Here is an 18,839-nt window from a genome sequence, read left to right on the forward strand (position 1 = left end):
TTATGTGCGCAAAAACAATAGAAACGAAAGATATAACATACGATAACTTGTTGCAAGGCAATAAAGATTGGGTTAAAGATACGATTGATAGTGATCCAACCTTTTTTGATAAACTGTCTGAAGGTCAAAGCCCGCCAGTATTGTGGATTGGCTGTTCTGATAGCCGTGTACCGGCCAATCAGATTACCAATACTAAACCTGGTGATATTTTCGTGCATAGAAACATTGCCAATGTAGTAGTGCATACGGATATGAACCTGCTTTCAGTGCTCGATTATTCAATTAATGTATTAAAAGTAAAACATGTAATTGTTTGCGGCCATTATGGTTGCGGAGGTGTTAAAGCTGCATTGGGCAATAAACAGGTTGGTATTATTGATAACTGGTTGAGAAATATCCGCGATGTTTATCGCACGCACGAACGTGAAATGGCAACCATCAAAGATCCCGATCAGCGTTTCGATCGCCTGGTTGAATTAAATGCGATTGAAGGTGCTGCAAATGTGACCAATACATCGATTGTACAAAGTGCCTGGGCCAATGGCCAGGAGCTTTCGGTACATGCCTGGGTATATAGCTTAAAAACAGGAATCATTAAAGACTTAAAAGTAACCTGTAATTGTCTTGATGATGTTGCCCCTGCGTTTAAAGTAGGATAAAACACCCCATAGGTGTTATTTTTTAGTTGTTAGGGAAAGTCCCCGATTTTACATCGGGGGCTTTTATTTTTCTGTACTGTGTGGCATATTGCCGGCATGGCCCTTATTCCCTTTTTCGGCATCTTCTCTTGCTTCTTCCGAACCAAAATCGCCCCTTCCGAAATTTCTGCCCAGATTACCTGCATCGGTTTCTACAGTGTTGTTCTTTTCTTTGTCGTTGCTGCGGTGGCGGGGCACCAACTGATCAGGCATATTGGTTTTATCAGCAGCATTGTCTGCATTTTTATCGCCTAAATTCTTGTTATTGTCTTTTGTACTTTCCATGATCAACATATTAAACTATTGATATAGAACAGCACAGAATAGGATTGGTTTTAGATTGTTTGACGATAAGCTTCCATACTTTCGCACATTATTCAATCGTAATCCATTTATATTCTTCCGGATTAAGGCTAATGCTTATTTCAGCTTCGTAAGCCCTATTCAATTTGAATTGTTGAGGTTTTCCATCATTAATTCGGATAGATGCCGTTTGCGTTAAGCCTGTATAGTACAATGGTATTTTGATTTTTCTGGTGATTTTTTCTTTTAATGGATTAAAAATCATGGTGAGTCCTTTTTGTTTGAGTGATGGATTTACATGCAGCCAACCGTCCCAATCCCGGCCATCAGGTCTGCGTAAATGAAGTAAATCGCTATTTAAAATGTTGCGGTATTTCTTATACCAGTTGATTACTTCAATTACTGTTTCTTTTGTGGCTTCGATATCGTATAAACGCGGACCACGGTAACAGGCCTGTACACCCGCTCCGTAATATTGCATCATCAACTGTTTATAATCGGTGAGGTGTTCGGAAAGTGGCTCAAGAATGGCTTCAAGCCCACCGCCCTGGTATTTAGTTAAGGGTACAAAACCCCAGCTCATTGATGGTGTTTTTTCCCAGTTGCCGTCAAAAATGTTTTGTCTGTTTAAAATTTTCTGTTGATCGCGCGGCAGCGAAAAGTTCACTTCTCTATAACCTATCGAAACTTTGTTCGTGCCATCCAAAAGATACCAATCCGGGGCATTTACATAAATACCGTTTTCATTACACCAGTGGTAAAGTTCTTTTTGGATTTCCATTTGTTTCCATTGTGAATCTTCTTTATCACGGTGACCGGGGTGCGTGGTTGAAGCACAGATATCACCAGGGTAAGGGCCATCATTTTCCCAGATGCTAAAACCGGTTTGGGCTAAAAAATATTTAATCTTATCGCGGTAGGCTAAACCCCATTTACTACCAAAACATGGTGCATTACCAAAAAATGCGCCACCAATTTTGCCCGTTTTTGGATTTACCACATCATCTTCTTCGCTAATATGACGGGAGCTAAAAAGCGAATAACTACCAATGGCTATGCCCTTTTTACGCGCTATATCCGCAATATTTTTCCAATGAGTTATGTTTTTAGCTGAGGTGTCTTCCATGTTACAGTGACTGCCAAAACTCATAATTAGCGCTTCATAACCAGTATTTTTGCATTGTTCAATTGCATTTAGTACCTCCTCATCGGTTTTGCTGACCAAATGCATAAAAATAGGGTTCTGTGTAGTCCAGGGGGCAATGGTGCGGTACATTTTTTTGATCATCAATCCCTTTCTTTCCCGGTCGTAGGTATCAATTAATAGTTCGTGGGTACGGATAGAATTGAAGATTTCTTTAGGTTTTAACGAAATTCCAACTGCATTTTCAGGATATATTTCCAATAAAGCAGGGGTTTTATAGTCGTAATTAACCTGCGAAGTGTAAGTGCTATCTTTTTTCCAGTGTGTGGTTTGATCGCTGATTTCATAAGTCATGGAGTTGTTAAAGGCATAATTCGATTCGATGTAAATGCCATGTTGCTTTTTCATTTGCTCCTCTGTACCCACTACAGCACTTTCTTCTTCCACTACTCCTAAAATTTCATTGACCACACGGCCAATCTTAACCTCTTTTCCCCCTTTGTTTTCTATACTCAGCCATTTGACGATCAATGGAAGGCCATCGTAAAGTTCATAATGTACGTTGATAATGATTCCTTTTAAAACAGGTTGATTACTTTCAAAATTAAAGGTGATCATTTTTCCTTTTGCCTGACGATTGTTCGAAGCCCAGGTGCTATTTCTCCACTTGAGAAAAGGTTTTATGGAATCTATTTTGAATGATTTATAACCAAAGTCGGCTTTTGCATCAAGTTGATTGATCCATTGGGTAAGGAAGTATGCGTTTTCTTTTTGTCCTGAAAGTCCGCCAACATTGTAAGCCGTACCATTTATGGTAACTTTAGCTTCTGGTTTTATTGAACGGATCAACTGTTGACCATTGCTCATGTTTTTATAATCGATGCAAGCTAAATCTGGCGACAGTGTAAATACACGTTTCACCAATCCATTATATAGGATTATACCATTTTTATCAGCCGAGTAAAAAATCTGGGCCTGTTGATTGTTTTGCTTTACAAGCCAATCGGACGCACTTAAATTTTCTATCCCTGTTGAATAGGCTAGAGGGGTTTCTTGAGCGGAAACGCTTAAAAATTGAAAAATGAACAGGGCTATCAGAAATGTTTTTAGCAATTTCATCAGTGGTGTGTATTTTTTAGGTTGCGATTAGTCGCTGGTTTATTTAAAATCTGCAGCGCTAAGTTGATAATGCTGCCCGGCTTTAGTTTCTAATATAAACTTTTTTCCTTGATAACGAATGGCACAAGATCCTCCTTTTTTGGCTACAATGGTCGCCGATTGTAATTGATGGTTTTTCCAGTTCATATCGATTACAAAACCACCCCGTGCAACCAATCCTTTTACCGAACCATCTTTCCAGGCACTTGGTGGTGCAGGTAATAAGGATATAAAATCTTCGTGGCTTTGCAATAACATTTCGGTCATGCCAGCAATTACCCCCAGATTTCCATCGATCTGAAAAGGAGGGCAGGCATCAAACAGATTATAATAAGTTCCTCCGCCCTGATCATATTTTGTATCCGTATCTGAAGTGGGACGCAATTGTGCATTTAATATTTTAAAAGCCCTGTTACCATCATTTAACCTGGCCCAGAGTGCGATTTTCCAGGCGTATGTCCATCCAACGCCACCATCGCCTCTTATTTCCAGTGATTTTTTTGCTGCTTCAGCCAGTTCGGGTGTTTTATCTTTTGTAATTTGGCTACCTGGATAGAGAGCGTACAAGTGTGCTAAATGACGATGTTGTATTTCCGGTTCCTTAAATTCACCTGCCCATTCCATCAATCTTCCATCTGAACCTATTTTTGGAGCGGCTAAATTTTGCCTGGCATTATTGATTTTTTTAAGGAAATCGGTATCATTTGTTTTTAAAATTGCAGCTGCTTTTAAAGTGTTGCTGAACAATTCGTAAATCAGCTCCTGATCGTGGGTTGGCCCCATGCTGATCTGCACCTTGGCGCCATCGGGTGCCAGGAATGAATTTTCGGGCGATGGGGATGGTCCTGACACCAATTTCCCAGTTTTCGGGTCTTTTACCAGCCAATCTAAATAAAACGTACTGGCTTCTTTTAAAATGGGAAATACCTTAGCTAAATAATCTTTATCCTTAGTAAAGGCATAATGTTCCCATAAATGTTCGCACATCCAGCCACCACCACCAACGTGCATACCCCAGCTTGGATGTTCGCCTGGGGAGGTGTAACCCCAAACATTTGTAATGGTATGGAGTACCCAGCCGTTCATTTGGTATTGTACTTTCGCAGTGCGTTTTCCGGGTTCTAGTAGCGATGAAACCAAATCAACAAACTGATCCTGACATTCGGATAGATTGGTTACTTCAGCTGGCCAGTAATTCATCTGAACATTAATATTGGTATGGTAATCTCCATTCCATGGGGTTTGGATCTGATTGGCCCAGATGCCTTGTAAGTTGGCAGGTAAACTCCCTTTACGAGATGAGGATAACAAAAGATAACGGCCAAATTGATAATATAAGCCGTACAAAGCCGATTCGTTATGGCTTTGCACATTTTTAGCCATCAGCTCGTTCGTGGGTAAATTATTGGTGCTATTGTTTAACCGGAGGCTCGACCTCTTCATAAAAGAAGAGAAATCGTTTATATGCCTTTGGCGCAACAATGCGTAAGTTTTTGCCGTTGCTTTTTTAGTTACTCCATCCAATTCGCGCTCAAAATTTGCATTGGTATAATCGGGGTAATGCAGACGGTAATTTGTAGCTGCAGTTAAAATAATGGTAACTGAAGTGGCTTTTGAGATCTGTAGCGAATTTCCATCAACTTTTATTGTTCCGCCTGTAAGCTGTGGTATGGCATAGGTTTTATATTGCATGCCATCGCCACCTTTGCCGTTATTTAAGATTCCGCTCATCACTAAGCGGCCATTTTTGGCATGGGTTTTAAAGCGTTCGGGCCGATCTAATGATAATGAAAAAGATAAAGCATTTGCCTTGCTGGAAGTTAACCGAATCACCAATGCCCGATCTGGAAAACTGGCAAAAACCTCTCTTTTGTATTTAATACCATCTTGTTCGTAGCTGGTTACGGCTATTCCGGTAATCAGATCGAGTTCGCGGTAGTAGTTTTTAAAGCTGGATTTTTTGCAAAAGTCTATCCTCAGGTCGCCCAGGGTTTGGTAGCAGCCAAAAGGAGCGTTGGAACCATTGCCCTGACCAGAGCCCTTACCTTTACACACCTGTGTTTTATTCGTTAATTCGGCTGCTTCTTTATATTTCCCTGCAAAAAGGAGATTTCGTATTTCAGGGATGTATTTTGCGGCATCCGGATTGTCGTTATCATCCACACTGCCGCTCCATAAAGATTTTTCGTTAAGCTGTATCCGTTCCCGGTTGACATCACCAAATACCATTGCCCCTAAAAAACCATTGCCCACAGGAAGTGCCTTTAACCATTCGGGATCACTTTTCCATCCATCTGGATTGTCTTTTATACCAGCATTTGCTGGGGATGTAAACCAGACCTTGTCATTGTGAATCGACTGCGACCAAACTTTCGTAACAGTACAGATGGCTAAAGTAAAAAGAAGGAAGAGGCGTATTTTGTTCATTTGGGATAATTTCAGATTATATATTAATTAACGGGTACCATTTAGTTCTGGTGAAACACCTCTTCCATACTGCTCCAGGTTTCGCCTTTGGCAGCAGCATCGGGTAGGGGAACTTGCATAGGCGCAGTTTCTTTCCACCAGCGCTGGGTAGTGGTATCGGCAGCCATTTTCTTCATGTCGGCAGCAAAGTCTTTCCCGGTGTATTCAAAGTAGCTGAAGAGATAGGGTTTTCCGTCTATTTCTTTTAAATAGATAGAATAGTTGCGGATGTTGCAGTCGCTGATTTTTTTGAGTACTGCTGGCCATGCCGCTGCATGTAGTTTTTTGTAATCGGCAATTTTTTCAGGCTTTAAGCCAGTAACAGTTCCATAACGTACAACTTTGGTTGGTTCTTGTGATGTTGTCGCTTCTGTTTTTGTCGACGGATTACAGGCCAATAGGCAAAACGATAAAACTAAGAGCCATGCATGGATTGATTTTAAATTTTTCATGTGGTCAGAATTGATTTAGTTAATTACGGGAACATCTTCAGCACCGCCATTTAATTCGAGTACCACAATATAATCTGATTGATTGCTTTGGCCAGCAGGAAGTTGAACCGAAATGCCTTCTTTTTGTTCAATATTAACTGCCTGATTATTTAATAGGTACGCTTTTTTAACTTTTCTGCCCGGAATGGTTTTTAAACTGAGTTTAGCCAAACTGGTATTGAGCACATGGAGATAAATTTTGTTACCCTTTCTGGTAGTTGCATAATCGTTGTTGGGTTGGTACGGGCCTCCTAATGTACTATAAACGGCTTCACCATTAATTTTTAACCAATCGCCGATTTCTTTTAAACGTTCAATCTGGCGGGTTTCGATCCGTCCATCAGGCATTGGGCCAACGTTTAACAAAAGATTTCCATTACCACCAGCTGTTTTCGAAATAATATCTAGACACTGTTTTAACGATTTCATCTTGTCATTTGGTTTCCAGGCCCATTGGTTACAGATAGTAAAACAGCTTTCCCAGGGAGTGGTCATATTTAGTTTCCCAACTACCTGTTCGGGCGTGTCGTAATCGCCTACCATTTTGGAAGCATCGATGTTTTTATTTTCCATTGCTGCAAATTCTTTTCCCAACCGGTTATTGATCACCACATCTGGTTTTAATTTTTTGAGGTAGTCGTACAGATCTTTTCCCATTTCATCTGTCCAGGGTTTTTCCCACTGGCCATCAAACCAGAGCATATAAGGATCGTACTTGGTAATCAGTTCTTTTAGCTGATTTTTCATATAAACGATATAGCGGTTCATATCCGATTTTGGGTCGATACTTTGGTTTTTTGGCGAGTGGATCGGATAATCGGGATGGTGCCAGTCTAATACAGAATAATAAATACAGAATTTAATGCCCTGTTTTTTGCAGGCTTCGTTTAATGCGCCAACAATATCCTTTTTATAGGGTGTATGGGCAATATCAAAATCTGTATAGGCACTCGGCCATAAACAAAAGCCATCATGGTGGCGTGCGGTAATGGTGAGGTATTTCATGCCCGCATCTTTTGCGGTTTTTACAACAGCATCGGCATCAAACAACACCGGGTTAAACTCTTTGTACAGGTTGTCGTAATCCTGTACCTCCACCTGATCGCCACGGCTCCAGCCAATTTCGGTACCCCGTAAACTTACCGGCCCCCAATGGATGAACATGCCAAAGCGTTTATCCATGAAATCGTTTACTGGAGATGGTTTACTCTTTTTTGTTTGTGCAGTAACGCTCAAAAATGTCGTTAATGCAATCAGAAACAAGAAACTTTTTTTCATATCAATTCTATTTAAAATAAACATATAAAATACCCATGAGGGCCAGAAGTGCCACCGATAAAAATTTGTAATTACCTATGCCACTCCATCCTTTACTTTGTAACGGCTCCCAGATGGACTTCCAGTACAATACTTCACTTTGAGCCGTATGTTTTACGGGATAGATATATGAAAACACAATTTGTGTAACCGCGCATACGCAAAAGAGGTAAAATGCCATCATCATGAATGGGATTTGACCGATAAAGGTTTCCGTGCCATACACCTTATTTACAATAAACACCGCTACGCCCAACACGGAGCCGATAAGCAAGGTGTATTGTGCCGCTTCAGCTGATGCTTTTTTCCAGAATACACCCAATAGAAATACACAGGTAATAGGTGGCGCAATGTGAGCAATTACATCGTTTATACCTTCGAACAAACTTTGATAACTGTTTAATAAAGGCAACAACGCAATAGAAATGATCAGGGCTATACCTGCCGACCAACGCCCAACGTTTATCAATTGTTTATCTGTGGTTTCGGGTTTGAAACGTTTGTATAAATCGTAACTGCTTAAGGTGGCAATAGAGTTTAATGCCCCTGCAATTTGGCTCATCAATCCCGATAGGAGCGCAGCCACCAATATACCCACTAATCCTTTTGGTAAAAGCTGGGTAATCATTAAGGTGTAAATCCCTTTGGTATTTAAAACGGTTTCGCCATGGGCACCGACACTCTGTAAGCTTGATAAATCCATTGAGCCCGATTTGTATAAAGCGTAGGCAAATAAGCCAGGAAGTACAAATATAAAAACAGGTAAAATTTTAATGAAACCACAAAATAGCGCACCTACACGGGCATGGTTTTCATCTTTGGCACCCAAAACACGTTGTACAATGGTTTGATCGGCGCACCAGTACCAGATGCCCAAAATAGGATAACCTAAGAATACCGCAACCCAGCTCATGCCGCTTTTATCTCCTATTGGGCGGATCATGCTAAGCTTATCCATCGTATTTTCCCTTTGCAGTATAGCAGTCATGTGCTCCCAGCCACCAATTTTGTTCCAGGCAAATACAGTAATAATGATTGCGCCGGTAATTAGCACCAAACTTTGTATGGTTTCGGTAACCACTACAGCCTTTAGTCCACCAATGATGGTGTACAAGCCTGTTAGTGTTGCGATTACAATAATGCTCGTGTACATGTTAATGCCAAATAAGGTTTCGAGCACGATACCTCCTGCTAAAAAGGAAAAGGCAATGTGGATAATAATGGCCGAAAGGATGGAAATAAATGCCAGCCAATCTCTACAGGCACGGTTATAACGGCGTTCTAAAAAATCGGGAAGGGTAGAGATGCCCGATCGGATATAAAAAGGGATAAAAAGCAGGGCTAAAAAGATGAGCGTAAAAGCAGCCATCCATTCGAAATTGCCGTTTAAAAGCCCCGAGTCGAATCCGCTTTGGGCTAAGCTTACCAAGTGCAGGCATGAAATATTGGTAGCGAATAAGGCCAGGCCAATCATGGGCCATTTGAGGCTTTTGCCAGCCAAAAAATATTCGCCGCTTGTGGTCTCCTGATCCTTTTTCTTTCGTGTACCTGTCCACAGCCCTATGGTTACAATAAATAATATATAGGCGATGGTAATTACAATATCTATGGTGCTGATCATATTTGGTTAGTTAATGTTTACTTTAAATCACAGCTGCTCCCTGCTTCTTGCGGTGTGATATATACACCTTTCTCAATCTTGATCGGGTTTACAAAATGTTGTTTTAAATGCGGGATATGTTCTAAAAATAAAGCCTCATGTCCCATGGCAATGTGGTTAAACAGTACGAGGTGCTGGTGCAACTGGCCCATGTCGCCAACATGTGGTACAACCGGAACGCCAAATTTTTTGCACATCAAACTAATGGTAATAAATTCGCTTACGCCGCCAACGCGTACGGCATCTACCTGCGCAAAACTGGTACAGCCGGTTTGTAAATAATTTTTAAAAATAATGCGATTGGGTACATGTTCGCCGAGTGCCAGTTTTACAGGTGCAATGGCTTTTGCTAAAGTTTGGTGGGCCAAAACATCATCGGGATGGGTAGGCTCTTCAACCCAGTAAGGGTTCATATCTTTTAATTCATTACAAATCGATATTGCCTGTGGTAAAGTCCACTGCTGGTTGGCATCTAACATTACCTTTGAGTTTTCTCCAGCAACTTCCCGGACAATATTTGCCCTTCTGATGTCTCTCTTTGGATCTGCTGAACCCACCTTCAATTTCATGGCCGTAAAACCATTGTCAATCGCTTTTTTACAGTTTTCGCGTACTTTTTCGTCATCGTAATTAAACCAGCCCACAGAAGTATCGTAACCTGGATAGCCAGCATCGAGTATTCCTTCCCTCGATTTTTTTGAATCCGCCTGACTTTGCAGCATGTCTATAGCTTCCGCTCTCGTCAGTACATCTTCAAGGTAAGAAAGGTCTAGGGTGTTTACAATTTCTTCCGGACTAAGCTCAATCAGCAATTTCCATAAGGGTACACCACGCTTTTTTGCCCATAAATCGTAACAGGCATTGGTAACAGAAGCCAATCCTAAATGCACTACGCCTTTGTGTGGACCTAGCCACCTAAACTGTTGTTCGTTTGATAAGGTTTTAAAAGTTTCTCCAAAATTGCCCATCAACTCTTCAATGCCAATGCCTTTTAAAGTATCTGCATAAAATTTTGCAGCATTACAAACCAGATCATTACCTGCGCCCAGTGTAAAGGCCAGTCCTGTTCCGGTTTTGCCATTTTCGGTAAGTTGTGTTACGGCATATGAATATTGGGGATCTTTGTGTATGGCATCGCTTCCGGCACCAGTTGCCAGTTCAAATCGTTTATCGCTAACTTCAATTTTGTTTATCATGTTTAATAGTCGGGATTATAAAATGGTTCTGTATCCAAGCTCTGCACCACCACTTACCGGTAAAATTGTTCCGGTAATAAAACGGGCAGCATTGCTTAAAAGAAAAGTACAGGCATCGGCAATTACATCACCAGCAGGCATATCGCCCAATGGCTGTAAGTGATTCAGGTATTTTTCAATTTCAGCTGCATTAGGTTGCTCCTGGCTCCAGGCTTGTAATGTTGGGGTGTTTATTGCTGCGGGCGATACGGCGTTCACCCTGATTTTAAATGAAGCGTAATCTAAGGCCATGGCTTTGGTGAGGGCATTAATTGCACCCTTGGTGGCTACATAAGCCGCATGGTTATCCTGTCCGATACTACCCACCATCGAACTCGTATTTAAAATGCAGCCCTGCGTTTTTTTTAAATGGGCTATTCCATAACGGGTCGTATATAAAATGCTTTTTAAATTGATGTCCATTAATAAATCCCACTCCGAATTGCTAGTTTGATCTAAGGTTTTTGATGGGTGCGCAATGGCTGCATTATTGTGAATGGCATCAATACGGCTGTATTTTTCGACGACGGTATTAAATGCCATTGCTACCTCAGCTTCGTTGGCGATGTTACAGGTTAAAACTAATGTATCGGTGCCATTGAGTGCTTCCAGTTTATCGTTGCTGAGCTGGTTTTTATCCAAAATACAAACGGTAGCGCCTGCTTTTAGATAAGCTTTTGCACATTCCCAGCCTATACCGTCGCCACCGCCGGTAAGTACGATAATTTTATTTTCAAGCATGCTAGTTTTACTATTTGGTTAATACTTCGCTAATTTATTGATGAAAATTAAGAATGACTGGAATAAGGTTCGCTGATACTGATGCTATATTAGCTATTATTGATATTTTAATGCTGAGTTATGATAATATATCAGTTTTTCATAACTTGCTTCCCTTAACCAAATATGATGAAACCCATTTTCGCTAAAATACTGGATGGTAAAATAAACGATGTATATGGTTTAAAGGTGGTTGATGCACCTTACTTTTCTACCGAGTTTCATTTCCATGAAGAATGTCAGCTTACTTATACTATCGAAAGCGAAGGACGACGTATGATTGGCGATAGCATTGAAGATTTTAATTCAGATGAACTGATTTTTGTAGGTTCTAATCTGCCGCACGTATGGCACAACAGTAATCAATATTTTAACGATGTTGATGCACATGCTCACGCGCGGTCGGTTTCCATATTTATACATCCAGATAAAATTCTTGATCTTTTTAAAGAACCAGATAATATTCAACGGATTAAAAACTTTTTTCAACTGGCCAAAAGAGGAATGAAATTTGGCAGTGAGGTTAAAAAGAAGTTAAAGGAACTGATGTTAAAAGTAGCCCTGCAGACCGAAGAAATCGGGCGTTTAATCGGAGTGCTCGAAATTTTAAACCTGCTCTGTTCTACCAAGAATTACGAACTGTTAACCAGTCCGGGTTATACCAATAACTATCAATTGAAAGATAATGATCGGATGGATAAAATTTTAAAATATGTTTTTGATAATTTTAATCAGGAGATTCTGCTCCATGCAGCGGCCGAAATGACAAATATGAACAAACAGGCCTTTTGCAGGTATTTCAAAAACCGTACGCAGAAAACTTTTGTAACCTTTGTAAATGAGGTGCGGATAGGCCATGCCTGTAAATTAATGGCTCAAACCGATCAGCAGATCAGTGAACTGGCTTATTCCTGCGGGTTCAACAGTCTTTCTAATTTTAATAAGTTTTTTAAACTCGCCAAAGGGGTTACGCCGAAGGAGTATAAGAAGATGTTGGTGGTAGATTAGTGCTTCGAGGAGGTTCAGGGTGAATAATCGAAATTTGTTCTTTGGCATAATGTCATCCTGAGGGATAATTTCTTTTATAAAAATCGCTATAAATGACAGGAGATAATGGTGGTAAATCGCCTCGAAGTATCGTCATCCGATACCTATCGGATGACGACCGCTTTACTGGAGCCCATCAATGGCAGCGTAGTCGAAAGATCTTTATGGTATGATGGATCCGAGAATTACTTTGTCTTCGCCTCTTCCATACTTAATAAAGTTTCCAGTTCTTTTATTTTTTCAGGGTATTTCGAGGCCAGGTTGTTTTTCTCGCCTACATCATCTGCTAAATTGTATAATTGTGCGGTAGGCAAGTTGCCGGTATCGGTATGGGTAAGCTTGTAATATGCTTCTCCTTTTGATGGCCTGATGTATTTCCAGTTATCTTTAACGATGGCCAGTTGGTTGCTCTGTTCGATGTAAAAATCGCGGCCTTTTTTATCTTTTCCAATAAGAGCATTCCACACATTTTTACTGTCGATTGCGTTTTTGCTTTCGATATTGAAGAAGCTGGCAAAAGAGGCCAGGAAATCAATCTGCGATACCAGTGCGCCAGAAACACCTGGTTTTATTTTAGCCGGCCACGAAACAATAAAAGGTTCGCGGGTACCCCCTTCTAAAATGCTGTATTTGCCGCCACGTAATTCGCCTGCAGGGCTATGTCCGTTCAGTTTTTCGGCACCCTGATCTTCGTAACCGTCCATAATTACCGGACCGTTATCGCTACTGAAAATAATCATGGTATTTTTATCCAGACCAAGATATTTCAGCTGTTTCGTAATTTCGCCGACAGCCCAGTCGAGCTGTAAAATTACATCACCCCTGTAACCCAGTTCACTTTTACCTTTAAACATGGTGGCCGGTAAACGGGGTACATGTGGTTCGGTTAAGGCATAGTATAGAAAAAATGGCTCTTGTTTGTGGTCTTCGATAAAATTTTTGGCTTTGGTTAAAAATGTGAAGGGAAGTTCTTCATCCGTCCAACGTGCCAGTTTGCCACCCTGCATAAAACCGATACGGCCAATGCCATTTACAATCGTCATGTTGTGGCCATGATTTGCTTCCGCAGGCATTTTTAAAAGCTCCGGATGATCTTTCCCTGTCGGATCGGTTCCTATCGGATTTTTATAATCCACCGTAATCGGATCGTTCGCATCTAAGCCTACCACCAATTGGTTTTCCATAAAAACGGTTGGCACCCTATCGGCAGTTGCCGGAAAAATAAACGAATAATCAAAACCAACTTCTCTCGGACCCGGCTTTACTTCTTTGTTCCAGTCTTTTTCTACCGCTGTACCCAAGCCTAAATGCCATTTGCCAACCAAACCTGTTTTATAACCTGCCTGCTGAAAAACAGATGGAAGTGAACTATTGTCTGTTGGTACAATCAATGCCGCATCGCCAGGTAAAACGCCTGTTCCCTTTTTTCGCCAGGCATATCTGCCCGTCATTAACGAGTAACGTGAAGGCGTACAGGTAGAGGCGGTGGCATGGCCATTGGTAAATCTTAATCCCTGTTTGGCCAGTGCATCAATATTTGGTGTTTTGATTTTGGTTGCGCCATAACAACTCAGATCGCCATAACCCAGATCATCGGCATAGATGATAATCACATTGGGTTTCTTTTGGGCGGTGGCGTAAAAGTTTAGGCTCGTCAGAAAGACAAGTAGCGATAATAAATGTTTGTGGTTCATGGTTAGAAAGGTATTGGCATTTTTTTTAAATTAATACAATCGTCCTCGTTTATAACGAGGATGTCCGAGAGCCAAATTTTTAATGTGGTTTATCAGTTAAGCGATACAATCGCTTTTCTCACTAATCCCTGTTACAAACGAAGACTATGGACATAAAAAAGGCCAAACAATGATGTTTGGCCTAATATATAATAATCTTAATCTTCTGCTAAAAACGGATAACGGTAATCAGTTGGCGATTCGAAAACCTCTTTAATGGTACGTGGAGAAACCCAACGCAATAAGTTGATCATCGAGCCAGCTTTATCATTTGTACCCGAACCTCTTGCACCACCAAATGGCTGCTGACCTACAACGGCACCAGTACATTTATCGTTGATGTAGAAGTTACCAGCCGAATTGCGTAAAGCATGACTTGCTTTGTCAATCGCATACCTGTCTTGAGCAATTAAAGCTCCGGTTAAAGCGTATGGAGAAGTGGTATCAATTACTTCTAAAATCTGATCGAAATCTTTGTCTGCATAAACGTAAACAGTTAAAACCGGACCAAACAATTCTTCACTCATGGTTGTATATTTCGGATCATCAACCACTAAAATGGTTGGTTCAATGAAATAACCTTTAGTTTTATCGTAGTTGCCACCAGCAATAATTTCTACACCTTTATCTTTTTTAGCCTGATCGATATATTTAGCCAATTTATCGAAAGAACGCTCATCGATTACGGCATTGATAAAGTTGCCGAAATCTTCTGTTCCACCCATTTTAAAAGTAGCCAGATCAGCTATCATTTGTTCCTTAATCTCTGGCCAAAGACTTTCAGCAATGTACACACGGCTGGCTGCAGAACATTTTTGTCCCTGGTATTCGAAAGCACCACGAACAATTGCTGTACTGGCAATTTTTGTTTGTGCCGATGGATGTACCAGGATAAAATCTTTACCACCGGTTTCGCCAACGATACGTGGATATGATCTGTATTTATGGATGTTTGTTCCGATGGTTTTCCAGATTTCCTGGAATACTTTAGTTGAGCCTGTAAAGTGGATGCCTGCAAAATCTGGGTGGTTAAAAATCACTTCACCAGTTTCAGGACCATCAGCATATACCAGATTGATTACGCCGTCAGGTAAACCTGCTTCACGGAAAATTTCCATCAACAGGTTAGCCGCGTAAACTTGTGTATCAGCAGGTTTCCAAACTACAACATTACCCATCATGGCAGCAGATGCTGGTAAATTAGCAGCAATGGCCGTAAAATTGAAAGGGGTAAGGGCGAAAACAAAACCTTCTAAAGGGCGTTGCTCTACACGGTTCCAGCTTCCACGTGGAGAAACAGGAGGTTGTTGTTTGTAAATGTCTACCATGTAGCTTACGTTAAAACGTAAGAAATCGATTAACTCGCAAGCTGCATCAATTTCGGCCTGGTAGGCGTTTTTGCTTTGACCCAACATGGTGGCAGCATTTAATTTATAACGGTATTTACCTGCAATCAGGTCGGCAGCTTTTAAGAAGATAGCAGCACGGTGTTCCCAGGTTAGGTTTTCCCAATCTTGTTTTGCAGCCAAGGCCGCATCAATGGCTTGAGTAATGTGGGTTTTATCGCCAATACTAAACTGAGCTAAAATATGTTGGTGATCGTGTGGTGCAACAACTTTACCTTTTTTTGTGGTATGAACTTGTTTGCCGCCAATATACATCGGAATGTCTTGTTGGTATGAGCGGGCTTCGGCCAGTGCTTCTTTTAAAAGTGCACGTTCTTTGCTGCCTGGGCCATAATTTAATATAGGTTCGTTTACCGGAGTGGGTACGTTAAAAAATCCTTTAAGCATATTTTATTTTTTATGATTTGGGCAAATATAAGGCTTTTTGAGCTAGGCCATTCCATTATTCTGTAAAGAAAAGAAGGCAAACGTTTGATTGTATCCGTTAGATTAGATAGCGGTTAATTTTGAGTTTATTGTGGTTAAAATATGGGTGGTTGGATTTTTTTTATAGTGGTGTCAGTTGTTACCAACTGACACTCATTTAGCTCTTCCTTTGTTCGCCACAGATTACGCAGAAAAATGCCGCAGATTTAGGGGGGATTTAGTGGTTTTTACTTTTGTAATAAGAGTTGACAACTTTTCTTGCCACCCTGCTAGTAAAGTTGACAACTCTTTTAATGGTGTCGGTTGTTACCAACTGACACTCATTTAGCTCTTCCTTTGTTTCCCGCAGATTACGCAGAAAATACCGCAGATTTAGGGTGATTTTCTTCATTGAAGATCCCTGCCTGCACGAGGATTACGCACGAGAAGAGTTGACAACTTTTATTGCCACCCTGCTAGTAAAGTTGTCAACTCTATATTAAAGTTGTCAACTCTGGAATTCATACACCAATGCCAAATATTGCCCATGATGGCTCACACAGCCTGGTTTAGTCTTTTTATAATCGAACAAATGGTTTGGTAACTCGTAAATATTGATCTTAATTTTCTCTAGTTCACGCCAAACGGGGGAAGCAATGGTATGCAAGTACTCCGCTTGTATATCGCTTTTTGTGAAATAAGTATCATCCTCAATATTCACTTCGCCATAAGTTAGGCTGGTGTTCGAAAGGATCGTACACTCTAAACTTTTTGGTGCAAAACTCCGTATACCCGTTTTACGGTTATAGATTTTATAGGCCGATTCTTTCATGCTCCACAATAGCCACACCATTTCATCAGGTTTTTCTGATGAGCTAATGAGTAACTGTTCTTCAGCCGTGAAAATTTTATCAAGATAATTTTTACGCCGCCAGTTGCTTTGGGTTTTGGCCAGTACTAAATCAACAATATCATTGCCCAGCACGTGCTTCCAGTTTTTCTGCTATAATTTCGGTGGTGGCTTTTACATTGAGCATTTTGGCCATCGAATCGTTGTCTATTTCAATGTTGAATTTTTCTTCAATGTCTAAAATAATGTCAACCAGGTTGGCGGAGTTTATTTTCAGGTCGTTTATGAAATCGGTGTTTTCGTCGATATGTGTCAAAGCCGATGTTTCTTCGCTATAAGGTTCAACAATGGTTTTTAAGGCTTCGATGATCTGTTCTTTATTCATGGGAGTATTTTTTAAAGATAACGCAGGCATTAATGTCGCCAAATCCGAAACTGGCTTTCGCTAAGATATTAATTGGTTGTTGAATTAATGTTTGTGGAATGCTTTTTACATCGATTAATGTACTGATCTCTGGGTTTAGGTCTTCACAGTTAATATTGGGAAAAATAAATCCTTCGTGAAGTTCCAATACCGACGCCACACATTCGATACTTCCTGAAGCTGCAATACAATGACCGATCATGCCTTTTAACGAATTGATATAAGGGAAATTATCGGTCGGTAATTGTAATGCTATTTTCCAGTTTTCGATTTCAAGGGCGTCTTTAGTGGTAGCCGTAAGGTGACCATTAATCACATCTATTTCGTGAGCTTCGATGCCTGCATTTTGCAAGGCAGCCTGTATGCAGCGCTGAACGGCAATTGGGTTGGGGGCAGTCATGGTACCCAATCCCCGCTGACCGCCAGAATTGATATGTCCACCCATTACCTCTCCATATATTTTGGCTTTTCTGGCCAGAGCACTATCGAGCGATTCTAAAAGCAAAGCGCCAGCCCCACTTCCGGGTACAAAACCACTTGCCGTTGCACTCATTGGTCTGCTACCTTTTTCAGGCGCATCATTATGTTTAAAAGTGCATACTTTCATCGCATCAAAACCGCCCCAAATGTAAGGACCGCTATCGCTGGTGCTGCCTGCCAGCATTCGTTTAGCCTGCCCGGTTTTAATCCTTTCGTATGCCAGTAAAATGCTTTCGGCTCCGGTTGCACAGGCAGATGAATTGGTACTTACCTGATTCCCTAAACCAAGTTTACCACTGATAAATGCACTTACGCCGCTGGCCATGGTCTGGATCACTACAGAACTGCCCAGTTTCTTGATTTCAAGGTCATCAATTTTATTAATCGCCCACCTAAACTTATCTATCCCCGAGGTTCCGGCACCGAAAATAGTGCCGCTGTCCCAATCGGGTTCATCGTTATTTTCGATTGATAAACCTGCATCCTTCCAGGCATCTAAGCCTGCGATTACCCCATAAACAATGCCTGTGCTATTTAGGTTACGTAACTCGAGTGGCGTAAAATACTGGCTGATGCGTTCGTCGTTTAACTCGGGTTTTCCGGCTATCTGGCAGGAAAAGTTTAAGGCTTCCAGATCGGGCTGATGGCGGATGCCGGAAATCCCTCTTTTTATCGCATCCGAAAATTCTGGAATAGTTGTGCCATTTGGTGCGCAAACGCCTAAACCTGTAATCACAACCCTGTTATTCATGTCCCTTTGAAATTAACATACCCGAAATATTTCCTTTGCAAACGATTTCGCCTGTCGTATTTTCCATTATTACTTTGCAGTTTAGTTTATTAAACCTAAAATACACTTTCTCACTCGTTACTGTAACCTGCTCACCGGGGTAAACAGGTTTTAAAAAATCAATAGCGTTTGATGTCATGGCGATGGATACATTTTGATTGATCTCTTTTAACAGGTAAATCCCTAAACAAACCAATCCAATCTGCGCCATGGTTTCGGTGAGGATCACAGCAGGTGTAACGGGATGATCTTTAAAATGACTTTCGTAAAAGGGAAGCTTTTCATCGTAGGTATAGGTGCCGGTCACGCCGTTTTCATCAATATGCAACAACTCATCAACAAATAGAAAAGATTTGCCATAGGGGAGTTGAGCGATGATCTCTTTTTTCATGAGTGATTGAGTATTAAATGAGAGAAGGATTGAATTTTGAATGATTGAATGACTTAGTTTT

16 protein-coding genes are annotated in these 18,839 nt (G+C 40.9%); 2 read left to right on the forward strand and 14 right to left on the reverse strand.

The features are described from left to right. Window positions 1–2 precede the first annotated feature (2 nt). On the forward strand, window positions 3–659 hold the full coding sequence (gene can / locus R2S57_RS14435; RefSeq protein WP_316845662.1) for a carbonate dehydratase: 657 nt from the start codon (window positions 3–5) through the stop codon (window positions 657–659). A 63-nt stretch (window positions 660–722) separates the two neighbouring features. On the opposite strand, the gene R2S57_RS14440 is transcribed toward can, so the two are convergent. The 8 genes from R2S57_RS14440 to R2S57_RS14475 form a co-directional block, all read right to left on the reverse strand. Beyond that, window positions 723–983 carry a hypothetical protein gene (locus tag R2S57_RS14440; protein ID WP_316845663.1) on the reverse strand — a complete coding sequence of 87 codons (261 nt, stop codon included), beginning with the start codon at window positions 981–983 and terminating at the stop codon, window positions 723–725. A gap of 88 nt (window positions 984–1,071) precedes the next feature. Continuing rightward, a complete protein-coding gene (locus tag R2S57_RS14445) occupies window positions 1,072–3,264 on the reverse strand; it encodes an alpha-galactosidase (RefSeq protein WP_316845664.1) in 2,193 nt (730 codons plus the stop codon). A gap of 39 nt (window positions 3,265–3,303) precedes the next feature. Further along, window positions 3,304–5,730: a glycoside hydrolase family 95 protein gene (locus R2S57_RS14450; RefSeq protein WP_316845665.1), complete on the reverse strand. Its 2,427-nt coding sequence runs from the start codon at window positions 5,728–5,730 to the stop codon at window positions 3,304–3,306. 41 nt (window positions 5,731–5,771) lie between these two features. Further along, entirely contained in the window at window positions 5,772–6,221 is a 450-nt protein-coding gene (locus R2S57_RS14455) for an L-rhamnose mutarotase (protein WP_316845666.1), read from the reverse strand. Window positions 6,222–6,236: 15 nt separating this feature from the next. Beyond that, a complete protein-coding gene (locus R2S57_RS14460; RefSeq protein WP_316845667.1) occupies window positions 6,237–7,538 on the reverse strand; it encodes an alpha-L-fucosidase in 1,302 nt (433 codons plus the stop codon). A 7-nt stretch (window positions 7,539–7,545) separates the two neighbouring features. Next, window positions 7,546–9,198 (reverse strand): sodium:solute symporter, encoded by a 1,653-nt coding sequence (locus R2S57_RS14465; RefSeq protein ID WP_316845668.1) that lies wholly within the window; start codon window positions 9,196–9,198, stop codon window positions 7,546–7,548. Window positions 9,199–9,215: 17 nt separating this feature from the next. Next, window positions 9,216–10,433, reverse strand: a complete 1,218-nt coding sequence (locus tag R2S57_RS14470) for an enolase C-terminal domain-like protein (protein WP_316845669.1) — start codon at window positions 10,431–10,433, stop codon at window positions 9,216–9,218. Between the two features lie 15 nt (window positions 10,434–10,448). Continuing rightward, on the reverse strand, window positions 10,449–11,213 hold the full coding sequence (locus tag R2S57_RS14475; protein WP_316845670.1) for an SDR family NAD(P)-dependent oxidoreductase: 765 nt from the start codon (window positions 11,211–11,213) through the stop codon (window positions 10,449–10,451). Window positions 11,214–11,378: 165 nt separating this feature from the next. Between R2S57_RS14475 and R2S57_RS14480 the strand changes: the two genes are divergently transcribed. Then, window positions 11,379–12,260, forward strand: coding sequence for an AraC family transcriptional regulator (locus tag R2S57_RS14480; RefSeq protein ID WP_316845671.1), 882 nt, complete (start codon window positions 11,379–11,381; stop codon window positions 12,258–12,260). 224 nt (window positions 12,261–12,484) lie between these two features. Here R2S57_RS14480 and R2S57_RS14485 read toward each other — a convergent pair whose 3' ends face one another. From R2S57_RS14485 to R2S57_RS14510, 6 genes are all read right to left on the reverse strand, one after another. After that, complete coding sequence (locus tag R2S57_RS14485; RefSeq protein WP_316845672.1) at window positions 12,485–13,993, reverse strand: arylsulfatase; 1,509 nt, start codon at window positions 13,991–13,993, stop codon at window positions 12,485–12,487. A 197-nt stretch (window positions 13,994–14,190) separates the two neighbouring features. Further along, window positions 14,191–15,825 carry an L-glutamate gamma-semialdehyde dehydrogenase gene (gene pruA, locus R2S57_RS14490; RefSeq protein ID WP_316845673.1) on the reverse strand — a complete coding sequence of 545 codons (1,635 nt, stop codon included), beginning with the start codon at window positions 15,823–15,825 and terminating at the stop codon, window positions 14,191–14,193. A gap of 526 nt (window positions 15,826–16,351) precedes the next feature. Further along, on the reverse strand, window positions 16,352–16,828 hold the full coding sequence (locus R2S57_RS14495) for a 4'-phosphopantetheinyl transferase superfamily protein (RefSeq protein WP_316845674.1): 477 nt from the start codon (window positions 16,826–16,828) through the stop codon (window positions 16,352–16,354). Next, window positions 16,815–17,078, reverse strand: a complete 264-nt coding sequence (locus R2S57_RS14500; RefSeq protein ID WP_316845675.1) for an acyl carrier protein — start codon at window positions 17,076–17,078, stop codon at window positions 16,815–16,817. Before R2S57_RS14500 ends, R2S57_RS14495 begins: the two co-directional genes overlap by 14 nt. Continuing rightward, the gene (locus tag R2S57_RS14505) at window positions 17,071–18,348 is read right to left on the reverse strand and encodes a beta-ketoacyl-[acyl-carrier-protein] synthase family protein (RefSeq protein WP_316845676.1); all 1,278 of its coding nucleotides are present in this window, start codon (window positions 18,346–18,348) and stop codon (window positions 17,071–17,073) included. Before R2S57_RS14505 ends, R2S57_RS14500 begins: the two co-directional genes overlap by 8 nt. After that, the gene (locus R2S57_RS14510; RefSeq protein ID WP_316845677.1) at window positions 18,341–18,778 is read right to left on the reverse strand and encodes a 3-hydroxyacyl-ACP dehydratase FabZ family protein; all 438 of its coding nucleotides are present in this window, start codon (window positions 18,776–18,778) and stop codon (window positions 18,341–18,343) included. Before R2S57_RS14510 ends, R2S57_RS14505 begins: the two co-directional genes overlap by 8 nt. Window positions 18,779–18,839 lie beyond the last annotated feature (61 nt).

This window comes from Pedobacter psychrodurus (assembly GCF_032678585.1).
GTDB classification, from domain to species: Bacteria; Bacteroidota; Bacteroidia; order Sphingobacteriales; family Sphingobacteriaceae; genus Pedobacter; species Pedobacter psychrodurus_A.